This is a genomic window from Paenibacillus sp. FSL R5-0519, from assembly GCF_037974275.1.
In the GTDB taxonomy this organism is placed as follows: Bacteria; Bacillota; Bacilli; order Paenibacillales; family Paenibacillaceae; genus Paenibacillus.
Genome location: NZ_CP150234.1, coordinates 2,489,023 through 2,508,837, shown reverse-complemented (window position 1 = coordinate 2,508,837; position 19,815 = coordinate 2,489,023). Strand labels below are relative to the sequence as shown.

Below are 19,815 nucleotides of genomic sequence, written 5' to 3'. Positions count from 1 at the left end.
TAGTTCCGTCTGAACAAGTATAACGTAGTTGAAGAGTCAGATCATCTGTTTGCCAAACTCAGATTCGTACATTTTATTACAATTTGATGATATTCAAATTTAAGTAATTCGTTGTATACTAAATTGTTTACAAAGTGAACAGCAGGAACCAAATTCTCTAATAGTTTGACTGTTATTGTAGTTTCTAATTGAATTAGTTAAGTCAGTTGAAAGATATGAAAAAGTGAGCCACCAAGAATGGTGGCTGTAATTTCAAGTCGCTTCAATATTGCCTACTCGCCTGAATTACATTTTTCATGGAATGAGTATCTTGCTTATATGCTTCTAAGTTATACAAAACAAGATCAACCAATCTTTCATTATAGCGATCCGTATCGCCAGCAATATGAGGAGTAATGATTACATTTTCCAATGTCCAAAGCGGATGTTCTGCTGGCAAAGGTTCCTCCTCAAAGACATCCAAAGCTGCCCCCTGGAGTTTACCTGTTTTTAATGCATTAAGTAATGCCTGCGTACTGGTTGTTTTACCACGACCAACATTAATGTAAAAAGCTCCCGTTTTAACTTTTTCGAATTGTTCTGTATTAAATAACTGATATGTCAGCTGCGTCAATGGCAACGTATTAACTATATAATCACTTTGTTCCAATACGTAACTTAATTGGCTCAGATCATATATATCATCAATATATGGAGTTGGCGTTTTGGAATGACGTATACCTAGGGTATGCATCCCGAAAGCTTTAGCAAGCTGGGCTAACCGTCCCCCGATCTGTCCCACTCCTACAATCCCGATCGTTTTGTCAGACAACTCTCCGAATTTCATGTCTTCTTGCCAAGAATGTTTGATCTGGTTTCGCATCGTTAAGTGTAAGTTTCGTTCAAACATGATCATATATCCAATGACTTGTTCTGCCATATTTTTTGCAGATACACCACTAGAGTTTGTTACAACAACGTTGTTCTCGCTAAGTTGTTTTAATGGAATAGATTCAACTCCAGCGAGCCACAGCTGTACCCACTTTAAAAAAGGATTAGCCAGAATAAGTTTTTCCCAGCGATGATCCCAGCCTAAGATAACTTCAGCATCAAGGAGATCGTTCTCTTTGATGTGATCAATCCCCTTAAAGGTCATACCATAATCTTTAAAAGCCTTCTTCAGCTCTATTTCCACGGTTTTTTCCAAAGAAACAATACTAATCACTTTCATCATCAAAACCTCCTTTATTTGGACGGAATATAAAACAGCGGAAATTGTAGCATTAGCTACGACTCCGCTGTTAATTTGCTGCAAAATCTTCTTATAACTTCTCGATGCTTATTCTTTTACTTCTGCATGGGCTACGATAACGGCGCGGCCAAGGGTATGTCCAAACATGTTAAATCCCAGAAATGCCGGAGTAGCTTCGGCACCTACTCCGATATCCTCTACGTCCAAAGCGTGCACTACAAAATAATAGCGGTGAGCTCCATGCCCCGCTGGAGGAGCTGCACCAATAAATCTTGCGGCGCGAGCATCGTTTGGAAGTTGATATGCTCCATTCGGCAAGTTCGCGCCATCAGGTGTACCAGCGTTTCTTGGCAAATGAGTTACATTAGCCGGGATATTGACAACTGCCCAGTGCCAAAAACCAGAGCCTGTTGGTGCATCTGCATCATACACCGTTACTGCAAAGCTTTTTGTTCCTTCAGGCGCACCCTCCCAGGATAATTCCGGCGAAACATCCTCACCACCAGGAACACCAAAAATACCTGATAAGTGAATACTTGGAAGGGACCGCTCATTTGTAATATCTGTACTTTTTAAACTAAACTCCTGTACTTCAGGGATTCTTGCGAATGGATTATTCATAAAAAAACCTCTCTTTAATCATATATTATTATTTAACTTCTGCAGAAGCTTCAATGACAGCTCTTCCCAAGGTATGACTCAGCATGTTGAACCCCAGAAATGCTGGCGTATCCTCGGCTTTAACTCCGATATCCTCTACATCTAAAGCATGTACCACGATGTAGTAGCGATGAGGGCCATCTCCTGCTGGAGGAGCAGCTCCAATATAACGTGCGGCACGAGCATCATTTGGCAACTGAATTGCCCCGTCAGGGAGTTTCACTCCACCTTCATCTCCTGCACTCGTTGGAATCGAAGTTACATCCGCTGGAATATTCACAACAGCCCAATGCCAGAATCCTGAACCTGTTGGCGCATCTGGATCATACATCGTCACTGCAAAACTTTTTGTTCCTTCCGGTGCACCCGACCATGTGAGTTCAGGCGAAATATCTTTCCCGCCTTCCACTCCAAATATTGCAGACATTTGCTCTCCTTTCAGAACACGATCATTACCGATATCTGAACTTTTCACATCAAAATCAGCAACTTGAGGCATCCGGTAAAACGGATCATTTTTAGCCTCTTTAGCTTGAGTTTCCTCTGCAGTTTGCTTACTCTCACTTGTTGAATTTGTTTTCGTTGCAACCTCTTGTTCATGCGTCTGACTGCAAGCTGACAGCAATAATACTCCTGTCAGTAACAATAGTCCCCATGTTTTTCTCATCTGAAATGCTCCTTTCTTTAATACCGTACCTTTTATAATTCTTAAGACTTAATCGATTTTATAATATATAATATAATTTGTAAACATAATCGATTATTATTTTATTTAATTATTTCTCGTCTCATTAGTGAATTTCTTTAGTTTAATTGCATTTCATTCAAGTAATTTGGTAATGTTAAAGTATTATCCATAGTTCATAGCTCTTATCTAAAGAAAGATTAACTGATTTAATAAAGGATGGTTATTATTTATGGCTAGGAGAAACGGCTCTTCCACACTTAGTGAAAATGTTCTACAACAACTTCGATCAAAGATTCTTTCCGGAAATCTCCCTCCTGGGAAACCTCTTAAGGCTTCTGAATTATCTGGGATTTTCGAAGTTTCTATTGCTGTAATACGAGAAGCACTCACCAGATTAGCTGAACAAGGATTAATTGTATCCTTACCTAACTTGGGATTCAGCGTTAAAACGATTTCCACAATAGAACTACAAAACCTGATTGAGTTTCGCATACTCAATGAAGGTGCTGCTTTGGCTTCCGCTATTAAACATGGGGATATTCATTGGGAATCCACGATCATTGGGGCTTACCATAAACTAAGTCAAACCCCTCAATATTTATCTGAAAACCCAACCCAAATTAATATGCAGTGGACTGAATTACACCGAGAATTCCATCAAAGCATCTTGTCTGCATGCCCTAATCCTTTTCTAACTGATCTTTGTGTACGTCTTTGGGATATTAGTGAACTTTATCGACATTGGTCTATAACAAGGGATGTAAATCGAAACGTTGACGACGAACACAAAGCATTGATGAATGCCATAATTGCACGAAATACATCTGAAGCACTTGAACTCCACAAACAACACATTCACGTAACTGCGGACATCTTGATCAAAGAACAAAATTAAATACGCAATAAAAAGAAGCTCTTGCCAGAATAGACAAGAGCTTCTTTTTATTGCGAATATGCTTTTAAACTAATTTGTTCTGAAGAGTCCCCAGACCTTCAATGCTCACTTCAACTTCATCACCAGCTGTTAACCACACCTGTTTATCTGCAGAGTAACCAAGAATGACCCCTTCAGGCGTTCCCGTAAAGATTAAATCTCCTGGTTTCAAAGTCATGTATTTAGAAATGTAACTTACCAAGTATGCACAATCAAAAATCATATTCTTGGTATTCGCCAATTGACGAACTTCGCCATTAACCTTACAACTGATTTCAAGGTTGGATGGATCTACTTCATCAGCTGTTACGAGGTACGGACCAACTGGAGCGAACTGATCTAACGATTTTCCTAGGAACCACTGACCTGTAAGCAACTGAAGATCTCTCGCAGACAAATCATTACCCACACTATATCCGAAGACATACGATAATGCTTCTTCTTGAGATACGTTTTTGGCTTCTTTCCCGATAACTAATACCATCTCTGCCTCATAATCATATTTTTGTGCCGTTTCTGGTAGTTTCACATCTTCGTTGTGTCCAGCAAGGGCATTATTAAATTTACTAAAAAGAACAGGTGATTTAGGAACCTCCATTTTGGCTTCTTGGATATGTGGCATATAGTTTAAACCTACACAGATCAATTTTTCTGGTTGTTCCACTACCGGGAGATTACGAAGGCTGGATTCATCCAAAAAGAAAGAATGTTCTCCATGTTCTTGAGCTCGATTAACAAGGGTTTGCAGAGAATCTATGGCACTTTGTCCCTGATTAATGACTTCTTGCATTGTGTTAGGAACAGCCACATTTAAGAACTGGCTTGCTTTACTTACATCAAGGACTCCTTGGGAAGTCCATACACCTATTTTGGATTGTTGATCTTGTAGAAAATGAATGAGTTTCATAATTATAACTTCCTCTCCGAGGTCATTTAGTGATTCGTACATTGACACACATGTTGTACAGCTCCATCTACTAGGCGACGGACAACGTCAACTTCAGCGGCATTACGCGGAGCGTAGATCAGCAGATAAGTATCTGGTAATCCCAAAATAGGAGAACCTGAAAGAGAATGGCGCTCTCCCCAACCTTTTCTAATCACTTCTGATGAATCAGTAGGACTAAAAACCATATGCATGGAAGAGTCATCTGGATGAATATGAGCAATTTCCCCACATGTGATTTTACTAACGGGGTGTCCTTCAATCTCTTCACGTAACGTTATAGCATCATTACGCTTTTCATAATAGCTCTTCACAAAATGAATTTTCGTTTGATGATCTTTTACATAATCATCAAAGGTCCGTTGTAGCAGTTCTCTTACCTCTTGATTAGGTCGTTGATCCAACTGTCTGTGTGGTACAGGATGAACTCCAATCTTCGGCCGGTTACCCTCTCGGTATGGCAATTCTCCAATACGTATCGAGTCTTCCGAACTTCCAATTCGATCCTGATAAATATCCAATGTGAATGGATCACGTTTCTTCAATCGATAGTATGAAACTAACAACCAACCATACAGATTGTAAGGAACCCCTCCCTTGCCTAAAGCCTTCCACGTTTTGTAGTCTTTTGTAACCCATGCGATTAAAAGGATGACTACCGCAACAATTATTAAGATGTACATCAAAACAAAATAACCTCCCTTCACAAAATCGATTATATATTAAATAATCGATTTTGTGAACGTTAAAATTTTTTATTTATTTTATAAATCATCTCCGTTTGTAGAAATCGCTTGTTTATACCAGTAATAACTCTCTTTACGTACCCTTCTTAACTCTTTTTCTTCAAGCTCATTACGGTCTACATACACTAGACCATATCTTTTTTTGAAACCATTGCTTGAACTAACAATATCGATAAAAGCCCACATGTTATACCCGATCACTGGAATACCCTCAGCAATAGCTGTTCGCATTTGACTAATATGATCCTTGAGATATTTTATACGATAAATATCTTCAACTTTCCCTTCGGAATTAAGAACATCGGCTGTACCAAGGCCGTTTTCAGTAACCATGAGGGGCAAATGATAACGATCATATAAGTCACGGAATGATTTTCTAAAACCGGTTGGGTCAATTTGCCAGTTATACTCAGTAGCATCTAAATATTCGTTCGGAACATATTCAAAATAACCAGGAAGTACAGGATTTAAAATACTCGTATAATCAGCTTCAGTTTCTGGTGAGCAGTACTGAGCTGCGAAGGAGACGTAATAGTTAAATCCGATAAAATCTGGAGATCCAGCTTTTAAAATCTCTTCATCTCCTTCTCGGAATTGTGGAAGCCACCCTTGTTTTTCAAGATAATGTTTGTAATACGCCGGGTATTCACCAAAGACATACGTATCTGTTAAATAATGATTAAGTAAACGATCTGAGTCTTGCGCTGCAAGTACATCTTCTGGACGAGAAGTTGCTGGGTATGCTGGAAGATAAGCAAAGGCCGGACCAATTTTAGCCTTCGGACATAGCACATGACATGCAGCAACAGCCTTTGCGGAAGCTAAAAACATATGATAATTCATTTGGTGACGCAATCTCTCTTTCATATCACCAGAGTCCAGATGTTGCAGACCTAATAATTTGTCTTTTCGTATCATCAGATTTTGTTCATTAATTGGAAGCCAGTATTTCACTCGATCCCCGTAATGATGGAGTAGTGTACGTGCATACCTGTCAAAATCATCAACACTCTTTCGAGACTGCCAGCCGTTATATTGATTAATAAGGGCTTGAGGCATATCAAAGTGATACATAGTGACTATTGGCTCGATTCCATTTTCCAAAAGCGAGTTGATTACATCATCATAAAATTTAATGCCTTCGGTATTAGGCTGCTCATCGTTTCCATTGGGAAAAATGCGAGCCCAAGCGATAGAAAATCGATACGATTTCAAACCAAGCTCCGCCATAAGTTGAATGTCCTGTTTGTACTTATGATAAAAATCACTTGCAACCTTGGTATCTGCATACTGATCCGAATGTTTGAATGAAGCAACATCCGCAACAGAAAGTCCTTTTCCATCATCTGCATAACCGCCCTCAACTTGAAAGGCAGAAGTCGCAGCTCCCCACAAAAAATCGGTTGGGAAGATCTTTTTATTGTTTAAGTCCATTCTTATACATCCTCCAGCTTTTCATTAGATATTTTGAGAAGTGCATCATTCGCTTGCACTTCTCCATGGGAGATCACATCGATTGTGGAATAATTAAAACCATTAGTCACAATAAGCATCGTCGTCGTATCAAAGCCCTCAGCTTTGATCTTCTCCAACTCACATTGAACGATCAAATCTCCATGTTTGATGATATCGCCTTCCTTGATATGCACAGTGAAGTATTTGCCTTTCAATTTAACTGTACCAATTCCGATGTGAATCAAAAGTTCAACGCCTTCCTTGTTCCTAATTCCAATCGCATGGCCACCCGAATGAACGGAAACAATTTCACCGTCACAAGGTGCATATACGGATCCTATGCTAGGCGTAATCGCCGTACCTTTACCTAATGCTTCAGAAGCAAACGCCTCATCATTCACTTCAGTTAATGGCATAACAGTACCACTTAACGGGGCATCAATAATGACCTCTTGAAAGGTAGATGTTGTAGCCTCAACTGAATTTCCGAGAATCTCCTCGGGAATATCGTCTTCCATTTTGAACTTCCATAAAAGAGTAACCACAAACGCAACCACAAACGCGGTAACTATTGATATGATAATGCCTATAAAACCAGGGCCAAAGAAGATAGGTAATGTCATCAGTCCTGGAACTGCGGCTGCATATGCTTTAGAGCCTGCAATCCCGACGATAATCCCACCGATAGATCCGCTAATAACTGCGATAATCATGGGTGCTTTGTATTTTAAGTTAAAGCCATATATAGCAGGTTCCGTGATCCCCAGAGAAGCCGCTAATGATGCTGAAGTTGCAACCGATTTCATTTTCTTGTTTTTAAGTTTTAAAGCCACACCCAAAGCTGCACCCGATTGAGCAAGATTTGCTGGTGCTGCAAATGCAAAAATGGTTGTGTATCCTAACGTGGCTATATCATTCAAACCAATCGGAACAAGCACTTTGTGTAAGCCGAACATTACTAAAATAGTCCAACCTCCACCTACAAACAAACCTGCGATCAGTGGGCTTACCTCATACATGTAGTTATACCCCGACGAAACTACATTACCTACATAGATACCAAATGGTCCAAATATCAATAGGGTTAAAGGCACGATCACACTTAAACTAATTGCAGGTACAAGTAGAAGCTTTAACACATCGGGAATAATTCGAATTAAGAACCGTTCCAGATAAGAAAGTACCCAAATTGCAATAATACTCGGAATCACCGTTGAAGCGTATGTTCCACTTAGTACAGGTATGGAAAGAAAGGTAAGATGTTCACCGCTTGCCATAAAAGTAACTAAACCAGGATAGAGTAGAGACAATCCGATAATGACGGAAACCATCTGATTTGTCCCGAATTTTTTAGATGCTGTAATAGCAAGTACTACGGGAAGAAAATAAAATACACTATCCGAGGCAGCATTCAAAATTTGATAAGTTCCCGTCGTCTTTTGGAGCAGCTCCGTTTGAGTCAGAATTAATAAAATCCCTTTGATAATACCCGCACCGGCTAAAACTCCGATAATTGGTGAAAAAATCGAGGAAACCACATCTATGGCTCTCTCTAAAATAGAACCTTTGGAACCAGAATTATCAGAACCCGCTCCATCACCTAGTGAGGTTTGTTCCATAATCTCTTTATAGACTTCCCCAACGATATTACCAACCACGACTTGAAACTGTCCCGCTGTTTCAACCACTGTCAGTACTCCAGGAAGCTTACTTAATTCCGATTTTTTAACATTCGTTCGATCTTTGAGAGTAAAGCGTAACCTTGTTGCACAATGAATCAAGGAATTGATGTTAGACTCCCCGCCAACCAACTCTATGATTTCTTTAGCCATATCTTTTTTGTTTTTCATTGCAAGCTCACCCCTAATTTTCCAAGATGTTCATTCGTGTTAAAAACTTTCGTTGTGAAACCGCTTCCTCCTTCCTGCAAATTGATTTTATTATAAATAATCGATTATGTAAATAAAAATCGTTTATAAAACAAATTTTAAATTTCTCCATATAAAATCGCACATACATTACCTATTATTAATCACAATGCTATTCATCTTTTAGTATTCAGAACTCCTCGAAAACAAAAAAAAAGCACCTTCGCAACTCCCCCTTGAGTTTAATCAAAGGAAAAGTAACGAAGGTGCTCTTATTTAATTTACTCGTTCGTGTCCATCCACTGGAAGTGGAATGAACCTTCTTTGTCCACACGTTTGAATGTGTGGGCACCGAAGTAGTCACGTTGTGCTTGCAGCAAGTTTGCTGGCAAACGCTCTGTACGGTAGCTGTCGTAGTAAGAAAGAGCGCTGGAGAAGCCTGGTACCGGAATACCTTGTTTTACAGCAGCTGCTATAACTTCACGCCATGCACCTTGATAAGACTCAACGATGTTTTGGAAGTATGGATCCAAGAGCAGGTTTTTCAGTGCTGCATCTTTGTCATATGCTTCTTTAATGTTTTGCAGGAATTGCGAACGGATGATACATCCGCCACGGAAGATCATGGCAATGTTACCGTATTTCAGATCCCAGCCGTATTCATCGGAAGCTGCACGCATTTGTGCAAATCCTTGTGCATAGGATACGATTTTACTTGCAAACAATGCTTTACGCACGTTATCGATGAACGCTTTTTTGTCGCCAGAGAATGCTTCAGTCGCTGGTCCATTCAGGATTTTGCTTGCTGCTACACGCTCGTCCTTCATGGCAGACAGGAAACGGGAGAATACGGATTCCGTGATCATGGACAAAGGTACGCCGAGATCCAGCGCGCTTTGGCTTGTCCATTTACCTGTTCCTTTTTGTCCAGCCGCATCCAGAATCACGTCAACCATTGGTTTGCCTGTTTCCGGATCGTATTTGGAGAAGATGTCTGCCGTGATTTCGATCAGGTAGCTGTCCAGCTCCCCTTGATTCCACTCGGTGAAGATCTCATGCAACTCTTCAACGGAAACATTCAATACAGATTTGAGCAAGTGGTAAGCTTCACCAATCAACTGCATATCTCCGTACTCAATACCGTTATGCACCATTTTCACATAGTGTCCGGCACCGTCCGGTCCGATGTATGTGCTGCAAGCGTCATCGCCAACTTTAGCGGAGATCGCTGTCAGGATCGGTTCTACCAACTGATAAGCACTTTCCTGACCACCTGGCATGATTGCTGGGCCTTTCAGTGCGCCTTCTTCACCACCGGATACACCTGCTCCGATGAATCGGAAACCTTTTTCTTCCAGTTCTTTACTGCGACGTTGTGTGTCAGGGAAGTAAGCATTACCTCCATCAATAATAATGTCGCCTTGATCCAGATGAGGAAGCAGTTGCTCGATCGTTGCATCTGTTGCTTTACCTGCTTGCACCATGATCAGAATTTTACGCGGAGATTCCAGGGATTCCACGAATTCTTCAATAGTGAACGAACCTGTCAGGTTTTTACCTTCTGCTTCTTTCAGAAGATCATGGGTTTTCTCTGGGGAACGGTTAAATACCGATACCGAGAACCCTTTACTTTCAATATTCAAAGCCAGGTTTTTACCCATTACTGCCAATCCAATAACACCGATCTGTTGTTTACTCATTATGTCCTCCCAATGCTCCATGATTTATATAATTCTATTGTAAGTTGAAACGAATAAATGTTCAGTGATTATTGTACTGTTTTTTTCCAGTCCGCTGCAAATTTGTCCATACCTTGATCTGTCAGTGGGTGTTTGGAGATTTGTTCAATAACGGAGAATGGAACAGTCGCGATATGTGCTCCCGCCATTGCTACACGTGTAACATGATCCGGATGTCTTACGGAAGCCGCAATAATCTGTGCATCCAGGTTATGTGTACGGAACAATTCAGCAATTTTGGTAACCAATTGTACGCCATCCTCAGAGATATCATCAAGACGTCCCAGGAATGGAGATACATATGTCGCACCAGCACGAGCAGCCAGAAGCGCCTGGTTCACAGTGAAGATCAACGTTACGTTGGTTTTAACGCTTTTTTTGGTCAAGTAACGGCAAGCTTCAAGTCCTGCAAGTGTCATTGGCAATTTGATCGTAATATTTTTGTCGCTGTTGTTAATTCTGATCAATTCGTTTGCTTGTGCAATCATATCTTCAGCAGTAAGGGCATCTGGTGTCACTTCCGCAGATACGGACTCCACTTCAGGTACCAAACGCAAGATTTCTTCAATACGATCTTCGAATTTCACGCCTTCTTTGGCTACCAAAGATGGGTTTGTTGTTACACCAGACAATACACCGATTTTGTATGCTTTTTGGATGTCTTCCACGTTAGCTGTATCGATAAAAAATTTCATGATTTAATTACCTCCAGATATATTTTTTATTATGGTTTAGAGATTCGCATTAACCGCCAAGGGCATGCTATTTGTAACTACAGACTCCTGATCCGCCGGCTCATCAAACCACCAGTGGTGACCATCTTCTTCAAGCATAGCATCTGATTCAGCTGGTCCATAGCTTCCTGCAGGATACAGGTGAAGTGGCAGCAGATTTTCCTGGAATGCATCCAGAATGGGTTGCACCCATGCCCATGACAATTCTACTTCATCCCAGTGGGCAAAGAAAGTTGGATCTCCCAGCAAAGCATCACGAATCAGATTCTCGTAAGCTTCCGCAAGGTCACCTTTATCCGGAGAAAGATCGATATGAACCGGTTTGAATTCACCTTTATTCTCTGGATCACTTGCATTCAGTTGCAGTGTCATGCTCTGATCCGGACTCATCTCAATGACGAGCAGGTTTGGCTTGGAGCCTTTGTTTTTCAGCACATTCGTCTGTCCTGAAGGTTCTTTGAATTCAATCACGATACGTGTTGATTTCTCCTTCATTCTTTTACCCGTACGAATGTAAAACGGAACACCGCGCCAGAAGAAATCATCGATTTGCAATTTGGCAGCAATGAATGTGTCATTCATCGTATTCTCCGCTACACCCGGTTCAGCAGTATACGCATTGACTGATTGGCCTTGAATGTTGCCTTCTGCATACTGCCCACGAATGATGCTTGCGCCCACGGTTTGTTTTTGTAATGGCTGGATCGATTCCATGATGTGCTTTTTCTTCAATCCAACTTTTTCGGAAGAACTGTTGTATGGAAGCTGAATCGCCATCATCATAAGCAATTGCAGCATATGATTCTGGAACATGTCTCGCACTGCACCTACATGATCATAATAGGATGCGCGTTCTTCGACACCTACAGTCTCATTAGCCGTAATTTGCACATTGGAGATGTAACGGTTGTTCCATAACGCCTTCATGATTGGGTTACTCTGATGTAACGTCTCAAGGCGCTGTACCATCGGTTTGCCCAAATAGTGGTCAATCCGATAAATCTCTTCCTCCGTGAACGATTCGCTTAATTTGCGATTGAGATCTCGGGCGGACGGCAGATCGTGACCAAATGGTTTCTCAATGACGAGACGCTTCCAGCCCTCTGTGGAACCCAGCCCACTTTGTTGAATGTTCTCGGCAATCGGTTCGAAGAATTCCGGACCAACCGAGAGATAGAACAAGCGATTGGACGGAATGCCAAGTTCAGCTTCTCTTTGTTCAACTAATCCCAACAGCTTTATATAATCTTCCTTATGGCTTATATTCAATACACTGTAGCGAAAAGCTTTCACAAATGACTTCACAACTTCAGGATCAGCCTGGCGTCTGGAAAATTCATTTAATGATTTTTCCACTTGTGCCTGAAAGAATTCATCAGACCACTCTCTACGCCCCAGACCAATCAATGAGAAGGTTTCAGGAAGCTTCTGCTCAAGATATAAGTTATATAAGGCAGGATATATTTTTCTTTTGGCTAAATCGCCAGTAGCACCAAATAAAACAATGGTAGTTGGTTCCATCTCACCGTTCTCCTTCCAAGTAACTCTGGTTTCTTTGTTGTAGTTACACTATAATACGTTTTATAGCTATACAAGTAATTAATATATTTCACAGGAGCTATAGACCACATCTATGACTACAAATTACGAACTATATAAAGTCTTTTACTGGGCCGCCAAAACAGGAAGTTTGACACAGGCTGCGAAAGCATTGTACATCACTCAACCCAGCGTCAGTCATGCCATTAAGCAATTGGAAGATAGCTTTGGTCTTACCTTGTTTTATCGAAATTCCAAGGGTGTAGCGTTGACACAGGAAGGTGCCAGCCTGTACTCCTATATTGAACAATCCCAGATTCTGATCTCACTTGCGGAAGAAAAAATGGCCGCACTGAAAAATCTCGACAATGGTGAACTCCGGATTGGTGGCAGTGACTCCCTGTTCAAGCATTACATGCTGGCGTATCTGGAGGAATTCCACACCCTGTATCCTAACATCAAGCTGCATCTGAGTCATGGAACCACGCCGGAAGTCATTACCTTTCTCAAAGAAGGCAAGATCGATCTTGGTGTGGTTCGGATGCCCATTGTTGATCCGCAGCTCGAAGTCAGAGAAAGCATTCAGTTGAAAGACTGTTTTGTAGCCGGAGAACGCTATGCTCAGCTGAAGGGTAAAGTCATGACACTTGAGATGCTCCTAGAGCATCAACTGATCCTCTTCTCCCGGAACAGCCGGGTTCGGATGGCTATAACCGAGTTGTTTAACAGCTATAATTACACGTTGAAGCCTGAGATTGAGGTCGGTAGCGTTGATCTGTTGATTGAGTTTGCGCGTCGAGGACTGGGTATTTCCTATGTGACACGAGAATTCATCTCCAAAGAGCTGGAGGAAGGTTCCCTCTTCGAGATTCAGCTTGATGTTCCACTCCCCCCTTCCCATGTGGGGATTATGACCAAGCGTAATATGCCGATTTCTTTGGCTGCCAACCGGTTTATGGATCTCATTTTCAAATCCTGAGTGGTTACAATGTCAAAAGGTATAACGAAGAGCCCCACCATCCCGTAATGGATGATGAGGCTCTTTGGCCTGCATAATGTTTAGTTTATCTAACGATTAATAACTGACCAGATAGGACGCGTCCAATATAAGGGCAACCTTACCATTCCCAAGGATCGTTGCGCCAGAAAGATGGTTCATCGCGCCCAGATACGTACCGAGTGTCTTAATAACGACTTCCTGATTTCCTATAATCTCATCTACTGCATATGCTGCGATTTTGTCTACGGAACGCACAATCACCAGAGGAATGGTTTTGGATTTGCGTTCCGTTCGTGGATAGTTAAGTCTGTCACACAGACGGTGAAAGGGTACAATGCGTCCATGATTCAGGATAGCCTGTTGCCCCTGGATCATCTGAATATCTTCAGGTGAAATTCGAACAATCTCGGACACGTTGTACATCGGCACGATCAGAACACGCCCCGATACTTTGACTAACAGACCTTTAATAATCGCCAAAGTGAGCGGTAGACGAATCGTAAACGTAGTACCAACACCAACCTCCGTATCAATATCGATGATGCCGTTCAGTCGCCCGATCTGGCTGCGCACAATGTCCATTCCAACGCCGCGACCTGATACTTCACTAACAGAAGAAGCTGTGGAGAAACCGGGCTCAAATATGAGATGTACAGCCTCCTGTGTTGATAGGCGTGCAGCCTGTTCCTCACTAATAATGCCTTTGCTCAAGGCGGAAGCCTTGATCTTATCCCCATCAATACCCTTGCCATCATCCGAATACCGGATGACAACATGATTCTCTTCATGGAATGATGTTAAGGTAATACGTCCCTTGGACGGCTTGCCTGACTCTCCACGAACCTCTGCGCTTTCAATACCATGATCTGCACTATTGCGAATGAGATGGATCAGTGGGTCACTCAATTCTTCAATAATCATCCGGTCAAGCTCAGTCTCTCCACCTTGAATAACCAATTCCAGATCTTTACCCAGCTTCTGCGAAAGGTCCCGAACCAACCTCGGGAAGCGACTGAACAGTTGATCAATGGGTAACATCCGGGTCTTCATCACACCGTCTTGGAGCTCCTTGATAACACTGCCCATATGATCGGATACACCACTAATACTCTGAATCAGTGAAGAAGACTCCTTACGCGCACCCGACGCACTCAGATCTGCAAGGGATGTCTGATCAATTAACAGTTCACCGACCAAATTCATCAAATGATCCAGACGTTCAACACTCACACGAACTGTAGGTTGAGCAGCTTTCGCTTTCTCTTCCGGGCCAGATGTAGCCACGGTAGGCAAGCTTGGTTTTATCTGCTCTGGTTCATTCATTAATTCAGGTTGTGCAGAAGCCGCTGCAACCTCATTGTATTCCAGCATATATGGATGAATCTCCAGCGTATGAATATCCGAGTCTGTAGACAATTCTGTCTCAAGCTGCTGAGAGTCCTTCGAAGTTGCCGTGATGATGATGAACTGACTGTAATGGTCATCTTCATTCTGCGCGCCCGGCTGGATCTCCATGAGAGAAGTTGTAACAACCGTCCCACATATGTCTTCAATGCGTTGGCGCAAAATATGATATCTGGCCGCTTTCATCATACACTTATGCTCAAGCACAATGTGAATGGACAACAGGCGCTTTCCTGACTCAACAGCAACCTGTGCAACATTTGCCTCCGCTGGTTGCAATTGAGGTGCTGCAAGTTTCCCAACTACTGCCGGGGTTTGAATTAGATCCTTAATTTCTCGTACGACCGCTCGAAAGTCTGCATAGGCTTCTCCACGGATATACTGATCACGAAGCACCTTCATGGCGTCCAAAGAGCGGAATAACGTATCAATTAACTCTGAAGTCATCTCGGGTTTTTTCTCCCGAACCCATTCAAGGGCATACTCCACCTCATGAGTGAGGTCGCTTAATTCACGAAAATCCATTGTCGATGCCGATCCCTTGATGGTATGTGCTGCCCGGAACAGCGTTTGAACCAGTTCAACAGAAGGCGAAAGCTCCAACGCCAGCAAAGACTGATCCATCCGTTCCAGTTGATCATTCAGTTCTTCGATAAAGATGTCACGGTAGGCAGACAAATCCATCATTCGTATATACCTCCCTAACCGCCCAATATTTCGTCCAGTTTCAAAATGCCCACAAGCTTGTCTTCCTGTTGACCCACGCCATGGAAAAAGTCTTCACGGTTACGACCGTAACCCCCGGTTGGTGGATGTATTTCCGAATATGTGGTTACCTTGTTCACTCGATCCACAATTAGGCCAATATATTCATCCTTATACCGAACCACGATAATTCGTGTTGTTCTGGTATCCGGTTCATCCGTCATACCCAGCAGGTTGCGCAGACTCATAACACACACAACCTTGCCCCGCAGATTAACTACCCCTTTAATCTCCGGACGGCTAAATGGGATATCTGTAATGCTTAGCATTTTAATAATCTCGTGAATCTCTTCGATTCGAATGGCGCAAGTCTCTGAACCTACAGACAGCTCAATATATTGTTCTTTCTGAAGTGAAGACATCGATTCACCCTCAATTCAATTTGTTTTAATGGGTTTTGAAGGCAGCCGCAGATTTCGCCAGCTCTTCCGCCAGTTGTGCCAAAGACTGACAGGTTGCCGCAGTCTCTTCTGATGCAGCCGCGGATTCTTCACTGGAAGCCGAGATGGATTCAACAGAACTCATTACTTCTGCCGCTTGCGCCGCTTCTTCCTCACATGCAGCTGCAATTTCGTTTACTTTCTGGGAGGAGTTATTGACCATATCAATGATCTGATCAAACGCCTGTCCAGTCATGGAAGACTGCTCAACACTGGCTGCTACTGCCTGCACACTCTGTCTCGTATTTTCCTGCATCGCTTTGATAATGGCTGTAATTTCTTTTGTCGCCTCGCCGCTTCGTTCTGCAAGCTTCCGGACTTCATCTGCTACCACGGCGAATCCTCGTCCTTGTTCTCCCGCACGTGCCGCTTCAATTGCTGCATTCAGCGCAAGCAGGTTGGTCTGCTCAGCAATATCGTCAATCACTTCAATGATGTCGCCAATCTTACGGGAATCATCTTCAAGCTTGGTCATTTTCGTATTAACAGCTTGCATGCCTTCCAGAGAAGTCTGTACAACAAGTCCACCTTCACGCGCGGTCTTCACAGTATCATTGGACAATTCAGCCGCTTCTTCCGCACTAGCAGCAACAGAGTTAATGGCAAGTGAGAGCTCCTTGAACAATTCGGAGATATTTCCTGCCTCGCTGGATTGGCTTGTGCTGGTACTTGCTATTTCCTGTGTGCTGGCTGAGATCTGTTCCGAAGAAGCAGCAACACTTTGGGAGTTCAACACGATATTGTTGATTAACTCTTTCAGGTTGTCGACCATACGATTCAGTGCTGCTGCCAGTTGACCCACTTCATCTTTACTAGTGATGTCTGACTTAAGTGCCAGATTTCCCCCGGCGACTTCCTTAGCCAGAACCAACATGGACATGAGTGGTTTTGAAATCGAGCGAGAGATCATGTAACCAACGAGGATACTGAAGAGTACAGACAGAATCACAAGAATAATGGTTACTGCAAAAGAAGTTGTATAGGCTTCTTCAGACTTCGTGTTTGCCTGCTCTGCCAGGGTTACATTAAGGTTTACCAAATCAGAGAGTGTTTTTACCACCTCATCACCCGGAGGTTTCAATGTTGATTTGAGGAATGTAATGAAAGCTGCATCATCATTAGATAACGCCTTAGTGACGCCTTGATCAAATAGTTTCATATAACTGTCATACTGGGTATCTAACTTACGAAGCAATTCCGTTTCTTCCGGGGTAGTAGCAAGAGGACGATACGTAGCAATTCGCTCCTCCATGGATTGACGAATTGTAGCCATATTTTCCGTAACTCTGGTCTGTTCTGCTGCTACAGTTTCAAAATTCAAATCTCGCACGTTAACTCGCAATCTCTGATAATCAACCTGAGCTGAGGACAGTTCTCTAACCGAGATCAGATTATTGTTATACATCTCTTGCATTCGTTCATTTGTACTTCTCAATGTTGCTACCGAGTAGACCCCAAGCGCCGCAAGGATTATCGACACAATTAAAAATGCCGAGATAATCTTTGTTGCTGTTTTCAAGTTTCCAAACCACTTCATGTAATCTCCTCCTAGGCATCGTAGTGTCCAGTTATGTATATAACGCTTGGCTAACCCTTCTCTTGGTCGCGCTCCAGACAACTTACGATTTATTTCGACATAAATATAATAAAACTGAATAGAAGATTTTTATTTATATGAATTTGCGTTATTATGAATTTTTATTTCAGATATAAAGAATCTACTTTTTTATTATTTATATACTTCTTACCTATATAATTGTTTTCAAACATTACATATCTACGCATAACGAAAGTATCAGCATCAACTTGCACATACATCTACATACAAATTTTCATGTAATATGGTATTCTTAAATTTACATAAGAAACTATATAGTTCTTACGTCTAACACATACATATTTCTTGTAAAAAAATATATGTATCAAAACATTCCACTTCCAAATTACAAGACTTAAGTCTATTAAATACTCACGTATAATGAGTCCTATTTCCCACAAAAAAAACCAAACCCGAATCAACAAAGTTTGGTTTGAAGCAAAAAAGACACTTTAAATGAACACAAAACCCATAAAAAAACTAATTTTCATGTGTTATATAATTGTTCCAGTTCCACTAAGCGGTCTTTAATCCTATGCGGAATAATACCAAACAGATTCTCCCACGTCATGAACATCTCCGGTCTTAATATATATTCTTCAAACTCCATGGTAGGAACGAACGCTTTGGTCTTTAGATAACGCTCCACCTGAGCATCGATCTGTTCATTCGTTTCAAAATAACCTTGAAACAACTCATTCACAAGCAGCCCATCACATCCAGCTTCTGAACCCGCTGCACTATACAGGTTAGGCAATAACTCAAATACAACCGGAAGTGGTGAGAAAGCATGTTTCCCGGGCTGCGAATACAGACATACATGATGCCCAACCATATTAACCCGTTCCTTCAATAATCCGCGCAGAACCTTACCATGAAAGCTTGCTTCACAGTCAACTACCTCTCCGTTATGACCCACATATATCCATACATGCTCCATTTCGTACAGATGTCCAATCTCATAATCCCACCAAATTGCATATTCAATCACGTATTGGACGACCTCGCTCGGAAACGCAATTTCCCTTCTGAACGATGGTGAAGGCCCGGATTGAAGCAATACAGAAATACCAACAAAATCAGGGTAAAAGGGTTCTGCTCTGTCAAACATCAAAATAGGTGCATAACTCATTGCAGTTTCAAGTGTTTCCATCTCTGACATGTTCATTAAGGAGTCCTCCGTTTTCATTGGATATTCATACTATACTAACAGAGAACGCAATGCACTGACTCAGGTATTTTGATTTTTTTTCTAATATAATGCTCCCCCCTCCATGGACTTCATACGATAATGATTACATCGGCACATCAAAAAGCCTGCAACTGTTATTCCCCAGTTACAGGCTCTGTACTTATATAATGATGAATAAGGAATTTTGAATCAAGACTTCTGCTTATCGGATGGTGACACTGGCTTCTTGGAAGGTGAAGTCGATTGATCAGAAACCTCCGTATCACATCCTATTGGAGGGCCCAGAATGGCATCATTTTTAATGGACGCAACGGCTCTGGCATACGCCTCTTCATCCAAGCAGTACGCGCGGTGAGCCACCTCCGGTGGTGTAGCTGCCAAGAAATCCGCTCCAAACACAATATCAGGGGTTGGTTGATCAAAGATCGTTAATACATATACATCATCTGTCTCAGCGACAAACCAGTGAAACCAACCTTTCGGAAATACCACAACCTGACCTGGTTTCAGGCGATATGTCAATCGTTCACGCGTAAACGGATTGAAGACTGACGCTGTAATTTCACCGCTGATAACTACAACCATCTCCGTGACATTGGTGTGCCAGTGTGGCTGTACAATAATTCCTTTGCTTAAGTACACGTTGAAGAAACCATTGGCAATGGTCGGCAGCTGTTCTCCAAACAACTGGGTTACATAATTGCGTGAATCCCTCTGATAATTGACAACCGCATTGGAATCGGCAGCGAGTGGCGCATTTGGGGCTTGCAAAATCGGATTCATCATACGATCATTTCTCCTCCTTGAGCATACATCTCATTGTTGTACTGTATGCCGGAGAGTAGAAAGATAATACCGTTGACTTGTTATACATTCT

Annotated in this window: 17 protein-coding genes; 2 read left to right on the top strand and 15 right to left on the bottom strand. The window is 42.0% G+C overall.

The features are described 5' to 3' along the window. Positions 1-262 precede the first annotated feature (262 nt). From MKY73_RS11500 to MKY73_RS11490, 3 genes are all read right to left on the bottom strand, one after another. Complete coding sequence (locus MKY73_RS11500; RefSeq protein ID WP_339307527.1) at positions 263-1,213, bottom strand: D-2-hydroxyacid dehydrogenase; 951 nt, start codon at positions 1,211-1,213, stop codon at positions 263-265. A gap of 105 nt (positions 1,214-1,318) precedes the next feature. Further along, positions 1,319-1,852, bottom strand: a complete 534-nt coding sequence (locus MKY73_RS11495) for a YbhB/YbcL family Raf kinase inhibitor-like protein (protein WP_339307525.1) — start codon at positions 1,850-1,852, stop codon at positions 1,319-1,321. Positions 1,853-1,880: 28 nt separating this feature from the next. Next, positions 1,881-2,558: a YbhB/YbcL family Raf kinase inhibitor-like protein gene (locus tag MKY73_RS11490; protein ID WP_339307523.1), complete on the bottom strand. Its 678-nt coding sequence runs from the start codon at positions 2,556-2,558 to the stop codon at positions 1,881-1,883. Between the two features lie 250 nt (positions 2,559-2,808). Between MKY73_RS11490 and MKY73_RS11485 the strand changes: the two genes are divergently transcribed. Further along, the gene (locus MKY73_RS11485) at positions 2,809-3,474 is read left to right on the top strand and encodes a GntR family transcriptional regulator (protein ID WP_315371151.1); all 666 of its coding nucleotides are present in this window, start codon (positions 2,809-2,811) and stop codon (positions 3,472-3,474) included. Positions 3,475-3,538: 64 nt separating this feature from the next. Here the strand turns inward: MKY73_RS11485 and MKY73_RS11480 are convergent, their stop codons facing one another. From MKY73_RS11480 to zwf, 7 genes are all read right to left on the bottom strand, one after another. Next, on the bottom strand, positions 3,539-4,420 hold the full coding sequence (locus MKY73_RS11480; RefSeq protein ID WP_339307521.1) for a fumarylacetoacetate hydrolase family protein: 882 nt from the start codon (positions 4,418-4,420) through the stop codon (positions 3,539-3,541). A gap of 26 nt (positions 4,421-4,446) precedes the next feature. Continuing rightward, positions 4,447-5,145, bottom strand: a complete 699-nt coding sequence (locus tag MKY73_RS11475; RefSeq protein ID WP_339307519.1) for a hypothetical protein — start codon at positions 5,143-5,145, stop codon at positions 4,447-4,449. Positions 5,146-5,223: 78 nt separating this feature from the next. Beyond that, entirely contained in the window at positions 5,224-6,639 is a 1,416-nt protein-coding gene (locus tag MKY73_RS11470) for a glycoside hydrolase family 1 protein (RefSeq protein ID WP_339307517.1), read from the bottom strand. A gap of 2 nt (positions 6,640-6,641) precedes the next feature. Continuing rightward, the gene (locus MKY73_RS11465; protein WP_339307515.1) at positions 6,642-8,510 is read right to left on the bottom strand and encodes a beta-glucoside-specific PTS transporter subunit IIABC; all 1,869 of its coding nucleotides are present in this window, start codon (positions 8,508-8,510) and stop codon (positions 6,642-6,644) included. Positions 8,511-8,809: 299 nt separating this feature from the next. Further along, positions 8,810-10,228: an NADP-dependent phosphogluconate dehydrogenase gene (gene gndA, locus MKY73_RS11460; RefSeq protein WP_339307513.1), complete on the bottom strand. Its 1,419-nt coding sequence runs from the start codon at positions 10,226-10,228 to the stop codon at positions 8,810-8,812. A gap of 68 nt (positions 10,229-10,296) precedes the next feature. After that, positions 10,297-10,962: a fructose-6-phosphate aldolase gene (gene fsa / locus MKY73_RS11455; protein ID WP_339307511.1), complete on the bottom strand. Its 666-nt coding sequence runs from the start codon at positions 10,960-10,962 to the stop codon at positions 10,297-10,299. 36 nt (positions 10,963-10,998) lie between these two features. Beyond that, a complete protein-coding gene (gene zwf, locus MKY73_RS11450) occupies positions 10,999-12,522 on the bottom strand; it encodes a glucose-6-phosphate dehydrogenase (RefSeq protein WP_339307509.1) in 1,524 nt (507 codons plus the stop codon). 112 nt (positions 12,523-12,634) lie between these two features. On the opposite strand from zwf, the gene MKY73_RS11445 reads away from it, so the two are divergent. Then, positions 12,635-13,519, top strand: coding sequence for a LysR family transcriptional regulator (locus tag MKY73_RS11445; RefSeq protein ID WP_339307507.1), 885 nt, complete (start codon positions 12,635-12,637; stop codon positions 13,517-13,519). Positions 13,520-13,615: 96 nt separating this feature from the next. On the opposite strand, the gene MKY73_RS11440 is transcribed toward MKY73_RS11445, so the two are convergent. The 5 genes from MKY73_RS11440 to MKY73_RS11420 all read right to left on the bottom strand — a co-directional run bounded on the left by MKY73_RS11440 (position 13,616) and on the right by MKY73_RS11420 (position 19,724). Beyond that, on the bottom strand, positions 13,616-15,631 hold the full coding sequence (locus MKY73_RS11440; RefSeq protein WP_339307505.1) for a chemotaxis protein CheA: 2,016 nt from the start codon (positions 15,629-15,631) through the stop codon (positions 13,616-13,618). Between the two features lie 14 nt (positions 15,632-15,645). Beyond that, the gene (locus MKY73_RS11435) at positions 15,646-16,071 is read right to left on the bottom strand and encodes a chemotaxis protein CheW (RefSeq protein WP_339307504.1); all 426 of its coding nucleotides are present in this window, start codon (positions 16,069-16,071) and stop codon (positions 15,646-15,648) included. Positions 16,072-16,096: 25 nt separating this feature from the next. Continuing rightward, positions 16,097-17,686 carry a methyl-accepting chemotaxis protein gene (locus MKY73_RS11430; RefSeq protein WP_339307503.1) on the bottom strand — a complete coding sequence of 530 codons (1,590 nt, stop codon included), beginning with the start codon at positions 17,684-17,686 and terminating at the stop codon, positions 16,097-16,099. A 547-nt stretch (positions 17,687-18,233) separates the two neighbouring features. Next, positions 18,234-18,914 (bottom strand): hypothetical protein, encoded by a 681-nt coding sequence (locus tag MKY73_RS11425; protein ID WP_339307501.1) that lies wholly within the window; start codon positions 18,912-18,914, stop codon positions 18,234-18,236. A gap of 213 nt (positions 18,915-19,127) precedes the next feature. Further along, on the bottom strand, positions 19,128-19,724 hold the full coding sequence (locus MKY73_RS11420) for a cupin domain-containing protein (RefSeq protein WP_339307500.1): 597 nt from the start codon (positions 19,722-19,724) through the stop codon (positions 19,128-19,130). Positions 19,725-19,815: the final 91 nt, after the last annotated feature.

What these genes read in the sequence shown, in the direction of transcription:
- MKY73_RS11470 (WP_339307517.1), bottom strand. Translation starts at nt 6,639, where the DNA reads ATGGACTTAAACAATAAAAAGATCTTCCCAACCGATTTTTTGTGGGGA.
- MKY73_RS11425 (WP_339307501.1), bottom strand. Translation starts at nt 18,914, where the DNA reads ATGAACATGTCAGAGATGGAAACACTTGAAACTGCAATGAGTTATGCA.
- MKY73_RS11430 (WP_339307503.1), bottom strand. Translation starts at nt 17,686, where the DNA reads ATGAAGTGGTTTGGAAACTTGAAAACAGCAACAAAGATTATCTCGGCA.
- MKY73_RS11490 (WP_339307523.1), bottom strand. Translation starts at nt 2,558, where the DNA reads ATGAGAAAAACATGGGGACTATTGTTACTGACAGGAGTATTATTGCTG.
- zwf (WP_339307509.1), bottom strand. Translation starts at nt 12,522, where the DNA reads ATGGAACCAACTACCATTGTTTTATTTGGTGCTACTGGCGATTTAGCC.
- MKY73_RS11420 (WP_339307500.1), bottom strand. Translation starts at nt 19,724, where the DNA reads ATGATGAATCCGATTTTGCAAGCCCCAAATGCGCCACTCGCTGCCGAT.
- MKY73_RS11495 (WP_339307525.1), bottom strand. Translation starts at nt 1,852, where the DNA reads ATGAATAATCCATTCGCAAGAATCCCTGAAGTACAGGAGTTTAGTTTA.
- MKY73_RS11440 (WP_339307505.1), bottom strand. Translation starts at nt 15,631, where the DNA reads ATGATGGATTTGTCTGCCTACCGTGACATCTTTATCGAAGAACTGAAT.
- fsa (WP_339307511.1), bottom strand. Translation starts at nt 10,962, where the DNA reads ATGAAATTTTTTATCGATACAGCTAACGTGGAAGACATCCAAAAAGCA.
- MKY73_RS11445 (WP_339307507.1), top strand. Translation starts at nt 12,635, where the DNA reads ATGACTACAAATTACGAACTATATAAAGTCTTTTACTGGGCCGCCAAA.
- MKY73_RS11480 (WP_339307521.1), bottom strand. Translation starts at nt 4,420, where the DNA reads ATGAAACTCATTCATTTTCTACAAGATCAACAATCCAAAATAGGTGTA.
- MKY73_RS11500 (WP_339307527.1), bottom strand. Translation starts at nt 1,213, where the DNA reads ATGATGAAAGTGATTAGTATTGTTTCTTTGGAAAAAACCGTGGAAATA.
- MKY73_RS11485 (WP_315371151.1), top strand. Translation starts at nt 2,809, where the DNA reads ATGGCTAGGAGAAACGGCTCTTCCACACTTAGTGAAAATGTTCTACAA.
- MKY73_RS11465 (WP_339307515.1), bottom strand. Translation starts at nt 8,510, where the DNA reads ATGAAAAACAAAAAAGATATGGCTAAAGAAATCATAGAGTTGGTTGGC.
- MKY73_RS11435 (WP_339307504.1), bottom strand. Translation starts at nt 16,071, where the DNA reads ATGTCTTCACTTCAGAAAGAACAATATATTGAGCTGTCTGTAGGTTCA.
- gndA (WP_339307513.1), bottom strand. Translation starts at nt 10,228, where the DNA reads ATGAGTAAACAACAGATCGGTGTTATTGGATTGGCAGTAATGGGTAAA.